Below are 24,483 nucleotides of genomic sequence, written 5' to 3'. Positions count from 1 at the left end.
TATTTTTTTAGTTATCTCTTCTTGTTTTATTTTTTGTTTTAATTTCTTTAATTTTTCCTAATTCTAAATAAATTACCTTATCAGCAATCGCTGCAATATCTGGATCATGAGAAACAATAACTATTGTGGAATTATATTTTGCATTAATATCTAAAAGAATATTTTGTACTAATTTTGATGTTTTCTCATCAAGAGCTCCTGTTGGTTCATCGGCCACAATTATTTCGGAGTTTTTTGCAAGTGCTCTTAAAATAGATACACGTTGTTGTTGTCCCCCTGACATTTGTGAAGGGTATTTATACATACAATCTGTTAAATCAAAATCGTCAAATAATTTTTTAATATTCATTTGCTTGTTTTTATTTTTTTGCAAATATGAACCTGTTTCAACATTGTCATAAGAATTTAAATTTTGTAATAAATTATAATTCTGAAATATAAAAGAAATATGTTGTCTTCTAAATAATGTTTGCTTTGCATTAGATAAATAAGGTAAAGCAACATCATTTACAATAATTTGTCCTGTTGTTGTTCTATCTAAACCACTTATTAAGTTTAATAATGTAGATTTACCTGAACCACTTTTTCCAAATAAAACAGCAATCTCACCACGATTAATTTCAAAACTAACACCTTTTAAAACTTCAGTTGCTAAATTTCCTGAAAGATAAGTTTTTGTAACATTTTTAACTTCAATAATAACACCTTCAGAATTTTTTTCAGTAGCATATTCATCTTTGGGTCTTGGTTTATTATTGGCTTTATAAATCTTTTTAATTTCTTGCTTTGTTAATGTTTTTTCATTAATTTGAGTATTTTTTGGTGTTTCATTTGTTTGTTTTTTATCATTTTCAATTTTATTTTTCTTAAACATTATTTTCCTTTCAATAAGTAAACAGGTTTAATTTTATTTAAACTTATTCATGCAAATATACTTGTTATTCCAAATACTAATAATGATACTAACATACTGATTAAAATTGTTGATTGGAATAAGTATAGAGGAAGTACCATCTGACTAGTTGCGAGCATAAAGGCATTAAATGAAACAATTAATATGAATGTAATTGGAATCATTAATAAAGACGCAAAGAGAATGATTGGTATGTAATTAAAGAAGAATAAATAAATTTTTTCTTTATTTGAATATCCTAAAATACTAAATGTTGCAACTGATTCCTTATTAGAATTAACCATTGAGTTTGTAATCATAATTAAAATAATTATTGACACAATAAAACTTATGATAATAAATGCTAGCGTTATGTTTGTAATTGTAGCAGCAATACCACTTATAAATCCTGCTTCAATATCTTTTGAATTAACGCTTTGTGAAGCACCATATAATATATCTTTTCCATAAATAGATCCTTCTGAACCATATAGTCTATTTATTGCATTAATCATATATTTTTTAATTTCTGGTTCAATAGGTTCATTTACCAATGCTTGATCTCCTCAAGTTTTGTATTGTTCATCAGTTACATTTAAAAATTCTTTAATTTTTTGTCTTCAATCTAACTGAGTATTGTGTGTTTGATTATAAGAATCTACTGTAAATTTAAACATTGGATCAGTTCCACTTTGTCCTACAAATATTTTTTTAAAAAAATCTGTAATTGATTTATCATCTGCGACATTTGCGTTGTAACTTTGAATAGCTCCTCAGTATCCGCTTGATGAATAAGTGGTTAGTGTGTTAATTGTTTGTTCCGGTGCTTCATCGTTACTTAAAATACCATTAAATGCTTCGTATTCATTGTTAAATCATTGACTATATTCTAAAGCATTATCTGGATCTTGCTTAATTAAAACATTTAATTCATCTTGTCTTTTTTCTTTAATTCAGGTTGATAACTTATCTAATCCAGTTATTCTATCAACGATTTCTTTAGTTGTAATTAATTCATTATTAATATAGGTTTCATTAATTCCAACAACTTTAAACGTAAATGTGTGATTGTCATTTTTTATATTTAATATTTGATCAACAAATCTATCTACGTGATTTTGAATATTAAATTTAATAATAGACCCTTCTTTTAATCCTCATTTTTTTGCCACAACATTATTAATAACTAGTGGTAAAATTGCGTTTTCTAAATTATCTGGTAGAGGTTTATCAAATGGAAAGTCCTTATATAAAACGTCATTTAAGTCTTTATTATTTGCATCTCTTAATTCAATAAATTTTGAATCTTTTTTATATCCATATATTTCAATATTTTGATTAAATATTGACGTTTTTGCATATGAATATTTTTCGTTTGTATGGTTATTTCAAATTACTCCACCAAAACTCATAAAGAAATCATTTTTATCTATTTTTTTATAAGCGTCAACTAAAAAGTTTCGATATAAACTTCTTACTTTATCAGTTTTAATTGATGCTGGTTTTTTATAGAAGTTATTAAATTTATCATATTCAACAAATAAGAATTGTCCTAATGAAGAAGCATTTTTTATTCCTCTTGCAACAATGTTTGATTCATTAAACGTAAAGTAACTTATTTTTGGAGAATTTGGATCAGGTGTTTCGGTTGCATATAGTGACTCATATTCTAATGATAATGGATCAAAATAAGTAGTATCGCTATTTGTGTAGTGTAAATTTTGTGTGTTAAACATTTTTGTAGATACTGATTTAAAAATTTGAATTATTCTGGCTTTTTGTGTTTCAGGTAAACTTGCAAAAACAACATCTCAAGGCGATAACTCAACTGAAGTATCTAATAAAATATCAAGTGATGATTTTGTTAAAACAGATGGTGCAAATGGTTTATTTAAAACATCTGTATTATAGCTATAACCTGGTTTGAAATAAAATGGTGAATTATAGTCTGTTTGGTTTTTATCTCCACCTTGACTTGATGCACTTAAATCATCTGGAACATATAATAAATCATTTAAATTATTTTTGTTATATAGAATATAAGGACCACCTTCTATTGTTGGTGTTTCTAAGTCTAATTTAAAATTGTAATTTCTATTTTGATATGTTCTTTGGATTGATTTTTGGAAAACATTTAAACTACTTAAACTAAACATTGTAATCAATGAAGTGATTGAAAAGCTTATAAATAAACTAAATAGTTTTCAGAAGTTATTTAAAGTTAACATTGCAATAAATCTACTTTTAATAGGTAATACTCTGAATAATACTGCAATTTTTTGTGAAATTTTTCCAACATTTAACTCACTTAATCCAGACATTTGCTCAATTGCTTTTATTCTTATACTAAACATCGTAATCAAGAATATTAATATTGATAAAAATATAAACGGAACTATGAATGTATTTACCAATGTTAGTCAGTTAAATGAAATCATTGTTGTTGGTAATGTTCAATAACTTGAAAAAACCTTAAATGCTATTGGTTGAACAAAGTGACCTAGAATATAACCTGTAATAGATCCAACAATAGTACTTGGTCATGCAAATGAACTAAATGAAAATGATATTTCACTAGCTTTATAACCTTGTGAACGTAATATACCAATAACTTTATTTCTATCATTTATATATCTTCTAATAATAAAGTAAACAGATATTGATACTAATGTTATTAATATAATTAAACTAAATAACTGAACATTACCTATAGAGTGAATAATTTTTTGTACTAAAGTAATTCTTATTGAAATTTCAGGGTTAATTGGATCTAATTCATCAGCTAAAAATACTTTGTTTGTTATATTACTTGCAATTGAAGCAATAAATTCTGAAAATTCTTGTTTTAGTTCTGTGTCTTTAAATTCACCTTTTTTAACTAATAAATAGTCTTTAAGCGCTAAAGTAGGATAAGCACTTTTGATTCTATCAAAACCTTTACTATTTACATAAACAAGTGATTGTTTTGAAGTATCTACTTGTAAATTTTCTTCATTAATTACAGGGTATAAATAATCAGCTGTAGTATCAATTCCAATAATTAAATATTCAATTGAGTTAATTTTTATTTTGTATTTTGAGTCCAATGTATTGATGAATACAGCCATTTTAAATGGATCTTTTAAATATTCATCGATATTACCAGTATAAACTTCTTTTTTATTTTTTTGTAAGTAAGCGTAGTTAATTTTTGCTAAATATGCACTTGTATCATTATATGCAACTAAGTTATTTACATAGTTAGTAGAAATTAATGAAAACAATAGTTGTTCAAAAATTTTGTTTGTATTTAATCCGAAAATTGTTTGGTCATCTTGATCTTTTAAAATGAATTTATTTTTTAATCATGTGAAATAAGACATATCTAAAGCAATATTTTTATCACCAGAATCAGATAATTCTTGTTGTCTTATTAATGAATCATATAAAGGATTAATTAATTTATCAAGATCATCAATATTTATAGTTTCTAAATCTCTTGAAAGTTGTGTAACCAAATATGCTAAATTTCCCTTATTTTCTTGGTCAGATATAGCAGTATATAAAAGTACTTGAGGAAAACTTAAAGCCATAAATGGATTTATTACTATTGGATTTATACCTAATATTCTAATTTGATTTGATAATTGTGAGTATGACAGTGTGTTTTTGTATAAAACAGCTAAATCATAATCACTTGTTATTAAAGAACCTAAAGTGGAATTTTCAGGAGCATTTATAAAGTTGTTTACAAATTGCTCTTGTGATTCTTTGTAAAAAGTAGGCATAAATGATGCTTCATTTAACATACTCATCATTGCAACGAATTGATAAATATTTTTATTAAGAAGTTTGTTTATATATTCTCAATAATTATTTAAATTCTTTTGTGCTAAATCTTGTTGTAATGTTTCTAAAAGATTAGAGTTTTCAAATTCTTTTGTTGAAACAATATTATTTGATAATCCTTTACTTATTTTTAGTATTGTTGCATAGTTATTCAAATCACTACCAAGCATTGAATTATAAGAAGGTATTTGATTATCAACGTTTTCATATTGTCTTAATAATCTAGCAACATTTTCATTTTGCATGAAATTAAAAATTGTTAAAATAATTGTTTTAATTTCATCAAATGTAATGTTGGGTACTGTAGTTTTTAATTCATATGTTAGTTTAATTCAAAAAGAATATAAATTTAACTCTTGACCAATAAATCCATTTGCATCTTTTGTTAGAAAACCACTTAAAATAGGTTTTATTTGATTATATAGAAAATGTAATACTTCATTTGAATCAGTATTTTTTGTATTCTTATTAAATAAAGCAGAACGATAAGCTAAATCTCCATATGTTGCAATAGGTACAGTTGCATCTTCTTCAAAATTTAAATTATATGGATTTATATTATTCTGGTAATTTTTTATTAACAATTTTGAAATTAGATTTAAATAATTATTTAATTTAGTTGATATTTTTTCTAAATCTTGAAATTCAGCATTGTTTACTAAAATAATATCTGTTAAAAAACTTGATTCTTCAATGCTGAATTTTAAAAGATTTTTATTTGAAGCAATGGCTGTATCTATTTTTTGTTTTAAGGCAAAAATTTTATTAGCATCATACTGACCAATATAATTATTGGTTGCTATTTTATCTTCAGGTGAAGGGAATCTAATTAACCCTAATGAACCTAAATCATCAAATGATATTTTTTTATTATCGCTTGTTGGAATATGTAATCCCGCTGCATTTTGAGTAGCAGATGATAAATTGGCAAGTAATTTAATTGCTTCTTGTATTGTTTTAACTTTTCCTAAGATATTGTGATTGTTTGCTTGCGCTTGTGTTAATGCACTAATTAAACTAGCAATTCAATTTGATTGTTTTAGTCTTTTGATATAGTTATTGTTAAATAATACACCATTAGCAATAACTGGTTCTTTTTGTTCACTTTTATCTAGAAAATGAGTGATGTTTTTATTAAAAGTTTCTAAAGAAAATGAATTTACTAAAATTTCTAATGCTTCATTGATGTTATCAAATGCTTTTTGAGGATCTTCATATCCGTTTAATTTATTAAATAAAGATGTTAATCTTGTTTTTTCAGAATTTCCTAAAGGTTTATTTGCATTTTCAGCTGTAATTAAGATTTTTTTATAAATACTTAAATCACTTTCTGGACTCAACAAAGCTTTAAAATCTATCTGTTGTATTAATGTATTTAAAGCTTTTTTGATTTTGTTTTCATCAATGCTTTGTAATAAGAAGGAAGTTATTTCATCTGAACTTAATGTGTAATAATTTGCGTTAGCATTTAAATAAGGTTTATAAGGGTGTTTCAAATATCATTGTCTACCTAATGATGAAAATTTTAATAAATCAATTGATGTAAGTATTGAACTAATTGAGTCTAAAAGTTTATCATAATCTTTAATGTAATCAATAATATTTGAAATTTTAAATCCTAAAATTAAGTTATTGAAAAATGGTGTTTTTGAGCCAGTTATATTCATTAACAATTCTTCTAATTTATCTAATTCTTGTTTTAGATAATTTCTTTGTTGTTCATGAGTTCTTAAAACATTATTATCATAGGTATATTTGTTTTTAATGAATCCTATGATATTGTTTACAATTGATTCTCAAAAGGTATTAATATTAAAATTTAATAGTTTCTCATCTGATCTTTGAGTAGATTTTGATAATTCATGTAATCAATCAAATATAACAACTTTAATAATAACTTCATTTGTTTTTCCTGAAGCTAATAAATTATGTAGCTGATTTTTTTCAACTGCTATTTGACCTGCTGCTAAAATTTTATCTAATTGTTCTTTTGTAAATAAATTAGATAAATCTGTTTTTAATATTGTTTGCTTAATTTGTTTTATAAGAATATTAATTGTATTATTTTGTGTAATATCGATGATGGCAGCATTATCTACTGAACCATAATTTATAGGTAAATAAATGCTATTTTTATAACTTGGATCTATTTTAGCTCAACCTTGCTTACCTATTTTAGCTTTTATTGTTAATCTATGTTGAATTAAAAAGTTGTCTAATTCATTAATTGATAAACTACTTTCTTGTTCTGGTATTAATAATCTTGTTCAGTATAACTCACCATTTATTTCTTTTTGTCCAAGAACAATATACTTAGCTTCACCCGTTTTTGAATTAACCTCACTTTTTGCAATTGCATATTGCACAGTATTATTATCTTCATCTTCTGAAATTAATAAAAGAATTTTAGCGTTAGTTAAATAAGGAATTTGTGTTCCTGGGTAATAATTATAATATGGTTCAAATCTAATATCTGTATCTAAATAATTTGGATCAGGTGTATAACCTTTAAAAATATATTCAATTATATTTTTTGCATATTCAGAAGGTAATTTTGTTTTTCTGTTTGGATAATTTTTATCAGGAATTAATAAATATTCTTCAATGTTTCTTCTACTATCGGTTTTATTTAAAATGGTTGGATTGGTAACTTCATTATATAATTTACCAACATTTTGTTTTACTCCTCTAATAGAGTTATTAGAATCACCTGTATTTATAAAATGGAAAATATTTTTCTTTGAATCTCCATCATTAATAGTTTCAACTGTTAAAGTTTGTCTTAGACCAACATTTTCTTCTCCAACTTTATTAACAACTTTTTTTATAATTGCTTTCTTAGCAACATTATTTGCTCCTTGAGCAAGTTCATTTCTTTTTAATTGAAGTAAATTAGTATTTGAAATTTCATTAAATTTTTCTCTTATCTTAACTTGATTTCATTGAGGATCAATATTTTCAATTTTTGCAATGGTGTCTTTTTCAGTAGAGGTTGGTTGGTTATTTTTTAAAGATAAAACAACATCTAAATCATCTAATGAAATAGGTTCTTTAGTTGAACGTCATTCACCAGGTGAATTTGTTTCTAAATATCATCTGGTTTTTGTTGATTTTGTTCAAAAACCAAATTCTTTAATATCATTAGGTATTTGATTGTTATTATCTGAATAAATTTTAGAAATATAACTTAAATAGCTACCCTTTCAATTAGAAGCATTATTTTCTGTATTATAATCTCAATTTAATTTAAATAATCTTTTTTCAAATTCTGTTTCTATTTCAACATTTTGAATTCAACTTAAAGGAAATTGATATTTTTGATTTTTTTGGAATAAAAATGTATCATAAATTTTTGAATTTATTTGATCAATATTTTGTGAAGCAAAATAATTAACTAATGAAAACTTATTAACTAATAAAGTTTTAGAATCTATGTTTTGTTCTGTAATTTTTGAAGGTTCTTGAAAATGTAAATCTTTTTGTGAATCGGTATTTTTAAAATAAAATCTATCATTTTCAGCTCTTGTAAAACCTAATTGTTTTAATATATTCTCGCCAGAAATAATAACAACATCACCTTCAATTGTTCATAATTCTAATTTATGAGTATCAAAAGAAGCTTCTTTAGTTTTGGGATTAATAAATAAGTCTAGTGGTTTAACCAAGTAATCATTTAACTTATAATGCGTAGAACCAGAAGGAGTATTAATTATGTTTGCAATATCTTTTAGTTTATATTGTTTATCGAAAGTAAATGTTTCTGTTGCATTGATTGAAATATCATGAAATATTCTTGAATAATTATCTTGTGATTTTAAATAAATAGGAAGTGCAATATCATTAGTTAACTCAAAATAACCATTTTTCATGTCAAAAATAGCAATTCCTGTGTTGTTTTGATTGTCAAAAAATCATTTTTGAAAAATGCTACTGTCTATATATATATCTTGATCTTTTAGAGGGCTACTATTTAATGAAAAATTTCTAATATTTAAAAAATTTAATTCTTGTTCAGGCACACTTAAATTTTTTGTACTTTGTTTATATAATTTAAGCGAAGAATCCGGTGTATAAATTATTGGTTTATTATCAATTAATCCTTCATCATTAACCTGATCATATCCTCCATTAGGAACTTCTCCATTAGGATTGACATCTAAATTAACTGTTAAATCTTGCATTTTAGAAACAGTTTGATAACTTGAAAGTGTTGAGGTATAACTCTTTTTAATGTCAAATAATAATGTGAATAATCCACAAGTAATAAAAATTAAAATTGTTAATCCGATTACTGTGATTTTATTTCTTGAAAGTGATCTAAAAACTTCTTTTAATAATCTAATCATTACATCCTCCTTGATTGTTTTTATATAATATATAAAAATAATACTAATTTTATATTAAAAATACATTATCGTTGTAAATTTAAAAAAATAATACCTTATTAGCACAAAAATAATTCTTAATAAGAATTAGTATTTATGTGAAATATAATTTTATATAATTAAAGTAATTATAAGGGAGGTAGCGTGAAAAAGAAAGTAATACTAACAATTATTGATGGTTTAGGGATTCGCGAGGAAAATCAAGGAAATGCTTTTAAGTTAGCATTTCACCCTATTTTTGACTATCTTTTTGCAATGTGTCCTAATTCAATACTAGAGGCTTCTGGAAAATATGTTGGTTTACCCGAAAATCAAATTGGAAACAGTGAAGTTGGACATTTAACAATAGGGGCCGGGAGAGTTGTTTATACCGGGCTTTCTCTAATAAATAATGAAATAAGAGAAAATACTTTTAAACACAACAAAACACTACTAGACGTTATTAAATACTCAAAAAATACTCAAACAACACTGCATCTTATGGGTCTTTTAAGTAACGGAGGAGTACATTCAATTGATAAACATTTGTTTGAAATATTAGATATGTGTTATGAAAATAATCTAAAGGATGTGAGTGTTCATATTTTTGGAGATGGTCGAGATGTTTCTCCTCAATCTATCAATGAATCTCTCGAAATTTTAAACAAAAAAATAAAAGAATATGATTATGTAATTTCTTCTATTGCTGGCCGTTTTTATGCAATGGATAGGGATAAAATTTTTTCAAGAAATCAATTAGCATATGACGCAATTTTGGGACAAAGCGAAAATGTTATTGATGATATAAATGACTATATTAATAAACAATATTCTCAAAATATTTTTGATGAATTTTTTGTGCCCGCTTTTGTAAGAAATTCAAAACCGGTAAAAGACAATGATTCGATTGTATTTTTTAATTTTAGACCCGATAGAGCAAGACAATTATCACATTTATTTTTAGGTTCAAAAATATATGATTACGAACCCAAAAATAAGATAAAAATTGCTAAATTTGTTTCTTTAATGAAATACGAAGACATAAACACAGAAATAGCATTTAAAGAAATGAGTATAGAAAATTCTTTAGGAGAAGTTCTTGCTAAAAATAACATTAAACAATTAAGAATTGCTGAAACTCAAAAATATGCTCATGTTACATACTTTTTTAATGGTGGAAAAGATGTTAAATTTAATAATGAATCTAGAATTTTAGTGGACAGCATAAAGGCTGAATCATTTGCAGATTATCCTCATATGTCAGCAAGAGAAATTACAGACGTTTTATTAAATGAAATAGACAATTATGATTTTATAATCGTAAATTATGCTAATCCAGATATGGTTGGTCATACTGGAAATTTAAAAGCAACTACACAGGCCATAGAATTTTTAGATGAACAATTTGAACGAATTTTAAATTATGTAAGCACTCACAAAGATGAAGTAAATTGATTTATTACAGCAGATCACGGCAATGCAGAAATTACTGAAGATGAAAACAATAATCCTGCAACAAAACACACCACAAGTCCGGTTATGTTAATTTCATATGATAAAACCATCGCCCTTAAAAATGGTACACTAGCAGATGTTGCTCCTACAATTTTAGATTATTTAAATATTGATAAACCCGCAGAAATGACGGGACAATCTTTAATAATAAATAGATTAAAATAATTAAAAAACACAGTAAAATACTGTGTTTTTTTGTATACAAAACATCCATTAAGGATGTTTGTTTGTTTATTAGAATCTTAGTGATAGACAGCTTAATCCACCATCTAATTTTTTAAATTCTGATGTGTCGCATTCAACAACTTTGTAAATTCCAAGATCTTGAACTTTTTTAAGTGTTCCTGGGTATCCTGCTGGAACTATAACTGTTTCATTTACTCAAATACAGTTTGCTGAGTAAGCTTCAGATTTATCTACAACAATTTGGTTAAAGTCTTTAAATGTTGGGTAATTTAAAAATTCTCCTGAAATTAATAGATTGTTGTGTTCTAAGTAGTTAACTCCTGTTTTTAAGTGTAACATTTCTGTCATTGGAACTGGAACAACTTTTTTACCGTGAGCTGCTAATATGTTGTGGAATTGTCTAATTCCTTCACGGTTTGTTCTATCTGACATTCCGATGTAGTATGTATCCCCTACCATCATAACATCCCCACCGTCTACTGTTCCTGGGAATTGAATTTTAAAGATGTGTTCATCATCAAAGAATTTTTGTAGATATGGTAACATTTCTAATTTTTCACCATTTCTTGTGTCAGCACCTGGATTTGTCAATACTGCGAATTCACCTGTAACGATAACCGCTGTATCTTCAACGAAGCATGAATCTGGGAAATCTTCATTTTTAGGAGCTATAGTAACTTCAACTCCTGCTTCTTTTAGTGTTTTTATATAATTTGCGTGTTGTTTTAGAGCCAATTCATAATTAACTGGAGGTAATGATTGTGCTTCTTCTGATGAAGCAATTCCATTAATCATTGTTGAAGCTGGCGTCTTAACAATAACGTTTTTAAATTTATCTTTCATTTGTGTCATTTTTATTTTCTCCTTATTTTCTAATTTACTCTTACTTTAATTTTATCAAGAAAAAATAAAGTGAATTAAAAAAAAGTAAAATTAAAAATACTGACACTGTCAGTGGCTAACAAAGTGATTATATTATAACACAAATTTTTGATTTACCAATATTTGTATATAAAAAGATGCCCGTATTATTGAGGCACCCTTAATCTTAATATAATATATAGTCTTTTGGACTTACAAAGAAAGGAGAGATTAATAACTTAAAAATAATGATGGTTTTAGTATTAATCTTGAAATAATAGAAGCAGATAATTAATTTGTTTTCAATAAATATTTTTAAAAAATAATAATAAACCCTAATAAGCAATTTGGAAATTAAGCCAAACTGCTCATTATTATTATAATGGTTATAACTATCTTTTTTTGCAATATTTTTTATTAAATATATTTTTTACTATTTTTAACGTTATTTAGGTTAATAAAAAACGCAAGAAATATGTTTTGCGTTTTTGTTATTTTTTAATTATTGTGTTTCATGACCTTGGAAATTTTGGATTTATCGATTCTGTTTTAAAAATATAAACTAAATTATTTGTTCTTATTCCTTCAGTTTTATATTCATTTACAAGATATTTTAAATTTAAAAGTTTTAAAATTGCTTTTGCGTCATCAAGTTCAGATTTAATATTAGAACCTTTAATAAAAACTTGTTGGCTATTTATTTTACCTAACTGACATGACACTTCAACTAAATATTTTAGTTCCATAACAGCTCTAGCAGTGACTAAATCAAATTCGTTTTTTAACTTAACATTCTCTGCGCGATCATTTATTACGTTTATATTAAGTTTCAAGGTATCGGAAATATGATTTAAAAAAATACAACGTTTTTTTAGTGGTTCAATGATTGTTAATTCAATATTTTTATCAGTCATTATTAAGTAAGGTACACTAGGAAATCCAACTCCTGCTCCTATGTCAAGTAATTTATATTTTTGAGGGTCGGATAAATCGAAGGCCTTTTTTAAAAGTAAATATGATTCAATAAAGCCTTCTATTATAAGTTTTTCATTATGAAATCCCGTAAGATTCATAACCTTGTTTTTTTCTTCTATTAAAAGATAATATTCAAAAAGAGTTTGTAATTTACTATCTGATAAATTTATATTAAAACTAGTTAAAATTTTCTCAATTTCCGTCTTTGTAAGCATTGTAAATTTCTGTTAATGATTTTCTGTTGATGTTTTGTTTGATTACATGAGCTAATAAAAATCCTAGTGATAAAATTTTGATTTTTTTGAATTTTCTTAAATGGTCTATGTCCATAGAATTAGTAATAATAACTTCTTTAATACTTTCTTCATTTTCAAACATTTCAAAACCTTTACTAAAAATTCCATGTGTTGCTGCAACAAGAATATCTTTTGCACCATTTTCTTTTAAAGTTTTTGCTGCTTTAATAATTGTTCCACCTGTGTCAATAATATCATCAATAATAACAACATTTTTATCTTGAACATCACCCAAAACACCCATAACTTCACTAACATTAGGTGCAGTTCTTCTTTTATCGATAATTGCTATTTTTACATCATTTGAAATTAATTCACTTAATGTTCTCGCTCTAACTGCCCCACCATGGTCAGGACTTACCACTGTAAATTCTGCGTTTCTTTTTCTTAATTCTTCAGAAAATATTAATTGCGCTCTTAAGTCATCAACTGAAACATTAAAAAATCCTTGAATTGAAGAGTTATGTAAATCTACTGTTGTAAGTTTTGTAATACCTGCAACTTCTAAAAGATCCGCAACTAATTTAGCTGTAATTGGTTGACGACCATCTGCTTTACGATCTTGCCTTGCATATCCATAATATGTCATAACAACATTTATTGTTTTAGCACTAGCTCTTTTTAATGAATCTATGAAAATCAGTAGTTCCATTAAGTTATCATGAACGTTTCTTCCTGTGTTGCAAATAATATATGTATCTAAATTTCTAACTGTTATATCGCTTGATAATAAAGTTTCTCCATCTGAAAATGTTATCTTGTTTGGTTTGTGGACTTCTAATTCTAAAATTTGTCCTATTTCTTCTGCTAAATCTCAGGAATTATCCATTCCAAAAATAATTGAATTTTTATAAATTTTTTCCATCTTAACCCCTAAAAAAATAAATATATTAATATTATAAATTTTTAAACTTGCAATTTTTATAAAAATCAATATTTTTTATTTTTTGAAGACTAAATCATAGGTTTTTTGGTCAAAATCTGACCATTTTCCCTTAAAAACCATTTTTCCATTTTTAATTGCTATGAATTTTTTAAAATATTTTTTTGCTAAAGATATGTCATGAATTATTGTTACAATTGTAATATTTTTTTCACTATTTAATTTTTTTAAAATTTCTAAAAACTCAACGCTGGATTCAGGGTCCAAACTGTTTGTGGGTTCATCGGCTAAAATCAAATCTTTGTTGATTAATATTAATTTAATAAGTTCAATTTTTTGTTTTTGTCCACCACTAAGTTCACTGATTCTTGTAAAAATATATTCAAACATATTAAATTGTTTTAGTAATGAATATATTTTTTCTTTAACTTGTTTTTTTACGAATGGAAATTTATATATTCTCAATATACTTGTATATACATCGTCTGTTGGAATTAAATTTGTTTCTTGACTTAAAAAACCAATTCTTTTATAGAGTTCTTTTCTTTGTTTTTTGTTGTAATTTTCAATATTTTCATCATCTACACAAAAATCGCCACGCTCTTTAATTAGATCTCCAAAAAAAGCATTAAAAATAGTTGTTTTTCCGGCTCCGGATGGCCCAATTATCGAAACCATATCGCCACTTTTGATTTCAAAATCTATATCAAGTAATTGAGAATCTTTTCTTTGATTATATTTAGCATAATAATGTTTAAATTTTATTTCCATGTTTTATCCTTAGTTCTTATAGATAAATTATAAAAAAAGTTATTAAAAAATCTCACTTTTGTGAGATTTAATTATAAATTAAGCAGTAAGACCATATTTTCTTAATGTTCTTGCTGTTTTAGCGGTTACACGGATTTTTTTCTTTTGTCCGTTGTCTAAAATGGTAACTTTTTGTAAGTTTAGATCAAATCTTCTTTTTGTAGCATTTAAAGCATGTGATCTTTTGTTACCGCTTAGAGCTTTACGTCCGGTTAAACTATCTTTACCTGGCATTTTTACTCCTTAAATATATTACGTAATTATTTAGCATTGCGTAAATATTTTAACACAAACCAATTTTTTTCTTATTATCTTTTTGATAAATTATTACAAGGAAATAAAACCATAAGACGATTCCAATATCACTAATTAATAAAAATTACTAAAAATAATATAAAATATTAACTATGGAAAAAGACAAAATCACTACAGATATTTTAAATGCTATTTCTAGCATAGTGGGAATTGTTGGTTTTGCTGACTTAGATTTTTTAAATGATTCAGAAGATTTAAAAAATGAAAATTATCAACAAATCATTATTAACGATAATAATTGTCAATTAAATATTTCAATAGGAATTATAATTCTTTCAAATGTTTCAGCAAAAAGCATTATTGAACAAATTTATCAAACCATTAATTACACATTAAACAAAAACAAAATAAATTTAGGAAATTTAGATATTTTTATAAGAGGGATTCAATAAATATGAACGGAATACAATGAAAAAATGCTGTTATTTCAGCCGCTAACAATCTGGGTAATCACAAAAAAACAATTGATAACTTAAATGTTTTTCCCGTACCAGATGGAGATACAGGAACAAATATGTATGCAACCATAAAAGTTGCAAAAGAATTTTTAGAAAATATACCAGATAGTGAATTAAAAAATTTATCACATGCTTCAAACTTAGTTGCACAACAAATGTTGTTAGGAGCGAGGGGAAATTCAGGTGTTATTCTTTCTCAAATTTTCAGAGGATTTGCAAACGCCTTTAAAAATTTAGAAAGTGCTAATACTAACGACCTTATTAATGCATTTAATGAAGCAACTAATGTAGCTTATCGAGCAGTATTAAAACCTATAGAAGGAACAATATTAACTGTAATTAGACAAACCAGTGAATCTCTTTCAAAAAATGTTTTAGCAAGTGCTTCTGTAAAAGATGTATTTGCAAAAGCCTTTATTAGTGCAAATGAGAGTGTAGAAAAAACTCCTGAATTATTACCAATACTAAAAGAAGTTGGTGTTGTTGATAGCGGAGGTTTTGGACTTGTTAAAGTTATTGAAGGAATTAGTTTGTATTTTCAAGGTCAACCTGTTGAAATAGTTGATACTGATGAATATATTAATCGCTTCATTAACGACACTGAAGTTTTTGAAGGAGAATTTGGTTATTGTACTGAATTTATCATTGAATTAAACAAACCAAATAGATTTAACAAAGAATATTTAGTAAGAAAATTAGAAAAATTAGGTTCAAGCATTGTTGTTGTCCATGATAATAATTACTTAAAAGTTCACATTCACGCATTAAAACCGGGAACAGTTTTAAATAGTGTACAAACTTTAGGTGAATTTGTAAAAATTAAAATAGAAAACATGACTCAGCAAGCAAATAATTCAAAACAAAATACAACAAAATTAAAAGAAAAACAAGAAGCAGATAGCAACACAAACAAACAAACTTCAAATGATAATGCAGTTATAAATGTAAATTGTGGATTGATAACATGTAATAGTGGGGATGGAATTGTTGAAATAGTTAAATCACTAGGTGCTCACTTTGTAATTGAAGGTGGACAAACCAACAACCCTTCAACAGCAGATATTGTTTCTGCAATTAATAAAATTAATGCAAAAACAATTTTTATTCTACCTAATAACTCAAATATTACACTTTCTGCACAACAAGCTTCACAAATTTCAGGTAAAAAGAAAAATATTGTAATAATTCCTACCAAAACTCAAGTAGAAGGAATTTCAGCGATTTTAAACTTTAATGAAGATTCAAGTCCAGAAGATAACGAATTAAACATGAAAGACGCAGTAAAATCTATTAAAAGCGCAGAAGTTACATATGCAGTAAAAGACACAAGAATTAATGGTGTAAGAATTAAAAAAGGACAATATTTATCACTTACAAAAGGTAAAGTTTTATCAACACACACAAATCAAAATGATGCTGCAAAAGCTCTTTTTGATGAATTAATTGATGATTCTACCGAAATAGTTACTATTTATTATGGACAAGACGCAAGTGAAGCAGATGCTACTGAACTTCAAGAATATATTCAAGTAAATTTTGATGTTGAGGTTGAAATTAATAATGGAGGACAAGCTTTATATCCATACTATATAGCTATTGAATAATATGAAAAAAATTGTTGTAGACACACTAAATAATGATAATGGTTCAAAATACGCAATAAAAGCTTCTTATAAATGAGCTCTTGAAAACCCTGATTATACTTTAATTTTGTTCGGGAATAATAAAGATTTACAAGAACTAAACATAAATTTACCTAAAAATGTGATTTTTAATCATTCACCTTTTATTGTTACCAAAACTCAAAATCTTCGCGAGATTCTAAAAAATCCTTCTTCTATGTTAGAAGCAACAGAATTTACTAAAACAAATGATGTAGATGCTTTATTAAGCAGTGGAGATTCAGGTTCATTAGTGACTATTACAACACTAAAATTACAAAGATTGCAAGGAGTATCTAGACCTGCTTTTATGCCTTTAATGCCCAAAAAAAATGGAGGGCAATTTTTACTTTTAGATGTCGGTGCAAATATTGAAACAAAAACTGAATATTTAGTGCAATGATCAAAAATCGCAACAATTTTTTACAAATCATTATTTAACAAAAATAATCCCCAATTAGCACTTTTAAATATTGGCACAGAAGATTACAAAGGTCAAACTATACAGCAAGAAGCACACTATATCTTAAAAAATAGTAAAAATTTATTTCAATATGCTGGTTTTATTGAGCCAAACCAAATTTTAAATGGTGATGTGGATGTAGTTGTTTCTGATGGATATGCAGGTAACATTTTATTAAAAAGTATGGAAGGTGCTTTTTCTACATTCTTTATTCTATTAAAAGATGCATTTTTAGCTTCTTGAATTAATAAATTAGCAGCTCTTTTACTAAAAAAAGAATTAAGAAAAATTAAAAATAAATTTGATTATAAACAAGTCGGAGCTGCAACAATAATAGGATTTAATAAAATAGTTGCAAAGGCACATGGTCGAAGTGATGAAAATGCTTTTTACGGTGCTTTAAATCAATTAAAACAAATTATAGAAGCACAAACCATTGAAAAAATTCAAGTACACTTGAGTGAAATTGAGGAAAATAATGAATAATGAATTTACTACAAAATTACTAGATATTTTACACAAATTTGAAATTAACACTGCCGGTTTAAAAGATTTTACTTTTTTTGATATTTCATTTACTCATTCAACATTTGCAAATGAACATAGACAATATAAAAGTTATGAATTAAATGAATATCTAGGGGATGCTATTTTACAGTTTAAAGTATCAGAATATCTGTTTTTAAAACATAATGACATTGATGAAGGACACGCAACAACATTGAGATCTACTCTTGTAAAAACAGAAAATCTCGCTAAAATTTCACAAAAATATGGTTTATTTTCACTATTAAAAGCTTCTAAAGGCGCTATTCACCAATTACAAAATTCTAAAAAAGTTTATGCTGATATTTTTGAAAGTTTTATAGCTGGAACATATCTTTCTTTAGGAATGAAAGCAGTAGAAAAAATTCTTCAAAAGACTATTTTTACTGAAGTTAAATATTATGTAAATAAAGAAAACAAAGATGCAAAAACTCTTTTTCAAGAATTTATCCAATCAAATGATTTATCGGTAAGTTATGAAACCAAAAAACATGAAGATGGATTTATTTCAACCGTCATTTACAACAAAACAAAATACGGAGTTGGGATTGGTAAAAATAAAAAAGAAGCTGAAGAAAATGCAGCAAAAAATGCTTTAGAAAATCTAAACATCTAGGGGGAATATGAAATTAATAGAAGTACAAGCTTATGGTTTTAAATCATTTGCTGATAAAGTAAATTTAAAATTTAATGGTGAAATAGTTGCTATTGTTGGTCCTAATGGTAGTGGAAAAAGTAATATAAATGATGCTATTAAATGAGTTTTAGGTGAATCTTCTTCAAAAGCTCTTCGTGGTGACAGCATGGAAGATGTAATTTTTAGTGGTTCAGAAACTGAAAAAGAAATGGATAAAGCTGAAGTTATTTTGACTTTTGATAACTCAGATAGAGAGGTTTCTATTCCGCATGATAAATTCACAATTTCAAGAGTTCTATATCGTGGAAAAGGTTCAAATGAATACTATATAAATGGTGAACTAGCAAGAATGAAAGACATAAAAGAAATTGCTATGCAAAGTGGTATTTCTAAATCTTCACTTGCGATAATTAGTCAAGGAACAATAAGTGATGTGGCTGAAGCAACGCCGGAAAGAAGGCGTGAATTCTTTGAAGAAGCAGCTGGCACAAACATGTATAAAGTTCGTAAGGCTGAAGCACAAAAAAAATTAGAAAAAACTAATGAAGCTTTAGTAAATATAACTACATTAGTTGAAGAACTTGATAGACAACTAAAACCTTTAAAAAGACAAGCTGAAAAAGCACAAGTTTTTATAGACAAAAATTCACAACTTAAAGAAGTTGAAGTTGCTTTATTAGTGCATGAATTAAATGAAGCTAATGAAATTATCAATAATTTACAAAACGAATATGGTGATGTTGAAAGTGTTATTACAAATTTAAATGATAATTTGCAAACAGTTGAATCACAATTAGATTTAGTAACACAACAAAGAAGAGAATTAGATAAAGAAATTTCTGATTTTAATTTAAAAATCAATTCATTAAATGAACAAATCAGTAACTTACAAGTTAGATCAATTCAAGATAAACAACAAAGAGAATGAATTTTATCAGGAAAAATTCAAGTTTCACTATCAGAAAAAATTGAATCAATTAAAGAAAGATTAGAAGAATTAAATGCAATTATAGTTTCTTATAAACAATTTGAAATTCAAGCAAATATGAAAATTCAAGATTTATCTGAAAAAAATACTGAAATTCACAAACAATTATTTGAAGTAAATAAAACTTTAAGCTCACACTATGACAATCGTTCAAAATTAAATGCTAGATTAGAGCAATTTAAAGATATTAGAGATAATAAACTAACTTTAACAAAGGGTACAAAAACAATAGTTGAAAACTCATCATTATTTAAAGGTTATAAAGGTATTGTTTCTGATCTTTTAGAAGTACCAAAAGAATATACTTTAGCAGTAGAAACCGTGCTTGCAAGTGCACTGCAAAATATTGTTGTAGATGTACCAGAAACTGCTGTAAGTGCTGTTGAATTTTTAAAAAATAATAAAGCAGGAAGAGCTACATTTATTCCACTTTCTTCTATAAAACCAAGATACATACGTGAAGAACACTTAATTGTTGCACAAACTCAAGAAGGTTTTGTTGGTGTTTTAAGTGACCTTATACAAACAAAAAAAGAATTTGATGTTTTAAGACAATTTTTATTAGGAAACATTTTAATTGCAAACAACATTGATGAAGCTAATAAATTATCAAAATTACTTGAAAAAAAATACATGATTGTTACTTTTGATGGGGACATTATAAGAGTTGGTGGAATAATGACTGGTGGACAAAGTGTCCAACAATCTAATACATTTGAATTAGATAAAAAAATTCAAGAATTAGAAGATCTAATTCCTCAAGTTACTAAAAAAATCAATGAATTAACAAAAACTCGTGATGATTTACAATTCCAAAAAGAACAATTAACAACTAATAATAGAGAACTTTCAGTACAATTATCAGCAATTAAGCAAAAACAACATGAAGCTATTAATGAATTTGATGAATTAAAAAACCAATACGAAACACACACAAATAAAAAAATAACCCTAGAAGAAAATATTGATTTTAGTCAAACAATTGAAACTTATATTTCAGAAAGAGATACAACATTAGCAATATTAAATTCAAAAAATCAAAAACTAAAAGAAATTAATATTAGCATTGACGCACTAATTGATCAAAAAACAGAATTAAATGCAAATTACCGCGAAACAATGGCTATTCGTGAAAAATATTTAGTGCAACAAACTAAAGCAAATTCAGTAATTGAACAAGCAAATAAACGTTTAAGCGAACAATATTCTTTACTTTATGAAAACGCAAAACAACTTTACTACAACCCAGATATAGATTATTCATCTGCTAAAAAAATTGTGCAAAACTTAAAAGTTGAAATAAAAGAATTAGGTAATGTAAATGTTGATAGTATTGAAGAATTAACACAAACTCAACAACGTTATGACAAAATAAGTGAATCTCAAAAAGAATTAACTGAAGCAAAAGATATCATTGAAAAAGCTATTGATGAAATGGATAAAATAATTATCGATAGAATTACTAGCACAGTTGAATTAGTTAATAATGAATTTAAATTTGTATTTAACAAAATGTTTGGTGGGGGGATGGCTGAAATTAAGTATACAGACCCAAATAATTTACTAGAAACTGGATTAGATATAATTGCACAACCTCCAGGAAAATCAGTTAAAAATTTAAAATTATTTAGTGGAGGAGAAAAAGCTCTTATTGCAATTAGTTTACTTTTCAGTATACTAAAAGCAAAGCCCCTTCCATTGTGTATTTTAGATGAAGTTGAGGCTGCATTAGATGAAGCTAATGTTATTAGATTTGCTGAATTTTTACACAAATTAAAACAAGATACTCAATTTATTGTAATTACTCATAGACAAGGAACAATGGAAAGAGTTGATAAACTTTATGGAGCAACAATGCAAAATCGTGGAGTTACTACATTTTTTAGTGTTGAACTATCAAAAGCAAAGGAATTAATACAAGATAAAAAATAGGAGAATAAATATGGATAAAGAATTATTAAAAAATGATTTTTATGAAGCAGTAAATGGAGAATGATTAAAATCAGCAAAAATTAGAGCTGATAAAACAGCAACAGGAACATTCATGATTCTACATGATCAAGTAGAAGAATTACAAAAAGAACTTATAGAAAAATGATCTAATGATTTAACAACAATCCCTACTAATTACCCAAAATTAACTGAAATGATTAAGTTATATAAAATGGCTAATGACTGAGATAAAAGAGAAGAACTAGGAAAAAAACCTGTTCAAAATATTTTAGATTTCATTAACAGTTTAAAATCTTTTGATGATGTGTTTAAAAATTACAAAAAAATGCATTACATAGGTTTATATCTTCCAATAGAAGTTGAAGTATATACAAATTTAAAAAATTCAGAACAAGAAATTTTATACATGGGTAATCCATCAACTATATTACCAGCTAAAAATATGTATGAAAATGAAGAAAAAAAAGCTGCATTATATAAATTATTTGAAGAATCTACTAAAAAACTTTTAGCAAAATTTGACTACAAAGATAATGACGCTGAAGAATTAATTCAAAAAGCATTAAACTTTGATGAATCATTATGACAATACACACCAAGTCCTGAATTTGGAGCAGAAATACTAAATATTGCAAACATAATGACTTCAGAAGAAATTAAAAAACAAGTTAAAAATATTGACATAATTTCTGTAGTTGAAGATCTTTTAAATAATAAAGTTGAATTTGCTAATGTAATGTATCCACAATTTTTAGAAAATTTTGACAATATTTTTACAAAAGAAAATTTTGAAAATTACAAAGCAAGATTATTAATTCATGCTATTTATAATTTTGCACCATTTTTAACCGATGAAATGAGAGTTTTAGCAGGTGAATTCCGTCGTGGATTTACAGGTGTAAAAGAAGCCACTGAAAAACAACTTTCAGCAAGAAATTTAGCTTTATCTGAATTTAGTATGGTATTTGGTAAATTTTATGGTGAAACATATTTCGGGCCAAAAGCAAAACAAGATGTTGAAAAAATGGTTTCAGAAATGATAAAGGTATATCAAAAAAGATTATCTGAAAATACTTGATTATCAAAAGAAACAATTGAACAAGCACAAAAAAAACTTTCAAGTTTTAAAGCTTATGTAGGATATCCAGATAAAATTAATGCTTATTACGATTTTATGGTGACAAAAACTTATCAAAAAGGTTCAAACCTAATTGAAAACCTTTTAAACTTTAGAAAATTAGCTGTTGAAGAAAATTTAAATAAATACTTAAAAACAAAAGACAAAACTTTATGAAGTATGTCACCCGCTATGATAAATGCATATTACTCACCAACAGATAATAAAATAGTTTTCCCAGCAGCTATTTTACAAGCTCCTTTTTATTCAATAGATCAATCTTCTTCACAAAATTTCGGGGGTATTGGTACAGTTATGGCTCATGAAATTTCACATGGTTTTGATAATAATGGTGCAAATTTTGATGAAAATGGAAACATCAAAAATTGATGAACTGAAAAAGATTATGAAAATCTAAAAGAAAAAGAACAAAAAATGATTGAATTGTTTGATGGAATAGAAACAGAGTATGGAATTAGTAATGGAAAATTAACAGTATCTGAAAATATTGCTGATTGCGGTGGAGTTGCTTGTGCTTTTGAATCTGCTAAAATGCAAAAAGATTTTAACGCAAAAGAATTTATGATTAACTATGCAACAATCTGAAGAGCTAAATATTTACCTAAATATGCTGAATTACTACTTCTTACAGATGTTCACTCATTAACAAAATTAAGAGCTAATATACAACTTTCAAATATGGATGAATTCTATGAAGAATTCGATATAAAAGAAGGAGATAAAATGTATGTATCTCCAGAAAAAAGAGTAAAAATTTGATAACAAAAAAGCCGCTATTTATGAGTGGCTTTTTATTTTAATTTTTGTTTTTCTAAGTTTAACATAATACTCAATTGTATATATCATTTGAACACTAAATATTATTAAACTAAATATTTGTCATCCAAGTGATATCGCAAATGCATATGTGTGTTGTTCTACTAGTCTTGATACTCAGTATATTATTCAAAAAACATTGTTCATAATAAACATCAGCACCATATATGCACTTATTCCTGCAAAGTTTTTTGTTTGAAAACTATAAAATACTTGTGGCATGAATGCTAAACAGGTAAATGATGGAATTGTTATTCCCAAAATCATTTGTACAACTGAATTGTGAATCTTTTGTGTATTAGGGATAATTCCATATATTGTCATCGCTGTTGACAAAATACAAAAAACTCCGATAATTATACTTACATTCAGCAAGATAATTTTTTTGTTATTTTTTAATTTACCAATATTTTCATCATAATAATATAAATAAAAAATAACAGCTGAATATATATAAATACATAATAAGTTTGAGATAGAAACTTGAACTAATCCGCCCGGTAAAAATGTTCCGAATAAAACCCAAGCGAATAATCCTCAATAAAATACTCAAAAACTTACAAATTTAACCTTTCCTACGCTTTTTTCTCTTATTAATTTTATTAATTGTGGTAATCCTAGAAATACAGTTGCAAATGCTCCGAATCATCCGAACACTTCGCCAATTTTTAAAAATGTATCCATATTCAATGATTATAGCAAAAAAGCAACTTAGGTGTTTATTTTAATTTTATTTTAATGCTGATTTTAATAAATTAATTTTATGTTTTTATATAAGTTTTATTAAAATATAATTTATAATAAAATAATAATAGTGGTCACGTAGCTCAGTAGGATAGAGCACAAACCTCCTAAGTTTGTGGTCATGGGTTCAATTCCCTTCGTGATCGCCATTTTT

Annotated in this window: 15 protein-coding genes and 1 tRNA gene; 8 read left to right on the top strand and 8 right to left on the bottom strand. The window is 26.0% G+C overall.

The genetic code is table 4. From position 1 onward, the window contains the following. Positions 1–7: 7 nt before the first annotated feature. Positions 8–874 (bottom strand): ABC transporter ATP-binding protein, encoded by an 867-nt coding sequence (locus KQ877_RS02295; RefSeq protein WP_216535933.1) that lies wholly within the window; start codon positions 872–874, stop codon positions 8–10. After that, positions 874–9,066: an ABC transporter permease gene (locus KQ877_RS02290; RefSeq protein ID WP_216535932.1), complete on the bottom strand. Its 8,193-nt coding sequence runs from the start codon at positions 9,064–9,066 to the stop codon at positions 874–876. Before KQ877_RS02290 ends, KQ877_RS02295 begins: the two co-directional genes overlap by 1 nt. Before the next feature lie 183 nt (positions 9,067–9,249). On the opposite strand from KQ877_RS02290, the gene gpmI reads away from it, so the two are divergent. After that, positions 9,250–10,764 (top strand): 2,3-bisphosphoglycerate-independent phosphoglycerate mutase, encoded by a 1,515-nt coding sequence (gene gpmI / locus KQ877_RS02285; protein WP_216535931.1) that lies wholly within the window; start codon positions 9,250–9,252, stop codon positions 10,762–10,764. Between the two features lie 69 nt (positions 10,765–10,833). On the opposite strand, the gene KQ877_RS02280 is transcribed toward gpmI, so the two are convergent. The 5 genes from KQ877_RS02280 to rpmB all read right to left on the bottom strand — a co-directional run bounded on the left by KQ877_RS02280 (position 10,834) and on the right by rpmB (position 14,844). After that, entirely contained in the window at positions 10,834–11,637 is an 804-nt protein-coding gene (locus KQ877_RS02280; RefSeq protein ID WP_216488361.1) for a dimethylarginine dimethylaminohydrolase family protein, read from the bottom strand. Positions 11,638–12,137: 500 nt separating this feature from the next. Continuing rightward, positions 12,138–12,836 (bottom strand): 16S rRNA (guanine(527)-N(7))-methyltransferase RsmG, encoded by a 699-nt coding sequence (gene rsmG / locus KQ877_RS02275; RefSeq protein WP_216488364.1) that lies wholly within the window; start codon positions 12,834–12,836, stop codon positions 12,138–12,140. Then, a complete protein-coding gene (locus KQ877_RS02270; protein WP_216488366.1) occupies positions 12,799–13,782 on the bottom strand; it encodes a ribose-phosphate pyrophosphokinase in 984 nt (327 codons plus the stop codon). Before KQ877_RS02270 ends, rsmG begins: the two co-directional genes overlap by 38 nt. Positions 13,783–13,857: 75 nt before the next feature. Beyond that, positions 13,858–14,571 carry an ATP-binding cassette domain-containing protein gene (locus KQ877_RS02265; protein ID WP_216488368.1) on the bottom strand — a complete coding sequence of 238 codons (714 nt, stop codon included), beginning with the start codon at positions 14,569–14,571 and terminating at the stop codon, positions 13,858–13,860. A 78-nt stretch (positions 14,572–14,649) separates the two neighbouring features. Further along, entirely contained in the window at positions 14,650–14,844 is a 195-nt protein-coding gene (rpmB, locus tag KQ877_RS02260) for a 50S ribosomal protein L28 (protein WP_171113371.1), read from the bottom strand. Between the two features lie 173 nt (positions 14,845–15,017). Here rpmB and KQ877_RS02255 point away from each other — a divergent pair, with 173 nt between their 5' ends. The 6 genes from KQ877_RS02255 to KQ877_RS03840 are packed head-to-tail and all read left to right on the top strand — an operon-like array spanning position 15,018 to position 23,531. Further along, positions 15,018–15,317, top strand: coding sequence for a hypothetical protein (locus tag KQ877_RS02255; RefSeq protein WP_216488370.1), 300 nt, complete (start codon positions 15,018–15,020; stop codon positions 15,315–15,317). A gap of 2 nt (positions 15,318–15,319) precedes the next feature. Further along, on the top strand, positions 15,320–16,987 hold the full coding sequence (locus KQ877_RS02250; RefSeq protein WP_216535930.1) for a DAK2 domain-containing protein: 1,668 nt from the start codon (positions 15,320–15,322) through the stop codon (positions 16,985–16,987). Between the two features lies 1 nt (position 16,988). Next, on the top strand, positions 16,989–17,993 hold the full coding sequence (plsX, locus tag KQ877_RS02245; RefSeq protein ID WP_216535929.1) for a phosphate acyltransferase PlsX: 1,005 nt from the start codon (positions 16,989–16,991) through the stop codon (positions 17,991–17,993). Beyond that, complete coding sequence (gene rnc / locus KQ877_RS02240; RefSeq protein WP_216488376.1) at positions 17,986–18,669, top strand: ribonuclease III; 684 nt, start codon at positions 17,986–17,988, stop codon at positions 18,667–18,669. The genes plsX and rnc overlap by 8 nt, the downstream gene beginning before the upstream one ends. 7 nt (positions 18,670–18,676) lie before the next feature. Continuing rightward, entirely contained in the window at positions 18,677–21,610 is a 2,934-nt protein-coding gene (locus KQ877_RS02235) for an AAA family ATPase (protein ID WP_216535928.1), read from the top strand. Positions 21,611–21,620: 10 nt separating this feature from the next. Continuing rightward, complete coding sequence (locus KQ877_RS03840; protein ID WP_216535927.1) at positions 21,621–23,531, top strand: M13-type metalloendopeptidase; 1,911 nt, start codon at positions 21,621–21,623, stop codon at positions 23,529–23,531. A gap of 15 nt (positions 23,532–23,546) precedes the next feature. On the opposite strand, the gene KQ877_RS02225 is transcribed toward KQ877_RS03840, so the two are convergent. Beyond that, positions 23,547–24,269 (bottom strand): PQ-loop domain-containing transporter, encoded by a 723-nt coding sequence (locus KQ877_RS02225; protein ID WP_216535926.1) that lies wholly within the window; start codon positions 24,267–24,269, stop codon positions 23,547–23,549. 132 nt (positions 24,270–24,401) lie between these two features. Here KQ877_RS02225 and KQ877_RS02220 point away from each other — a divergent pair. Next, a tRNA-Arg gene (locus KQ877_RS02220) sits at positions 24,402–24,478 on the top strand. Positions 24,479–24,483 lie beyond the last annotated feature (5 nt).

Source organism: Mycoplasma zalophi, from assembly GCF_018914005.1.
GTDB lineage: Bacteria > Bacillota_I > Bacilli_A > Mycoplasmatales > Metamycoplasmataceae > Metamycoplasma > Metamycoplasma zalophi_A.
The sequence above is the reverse complement of the archived record's forward strand: the minus strand, read 5'-3'. Positions and strand labels throughout refer to the sequence as shown.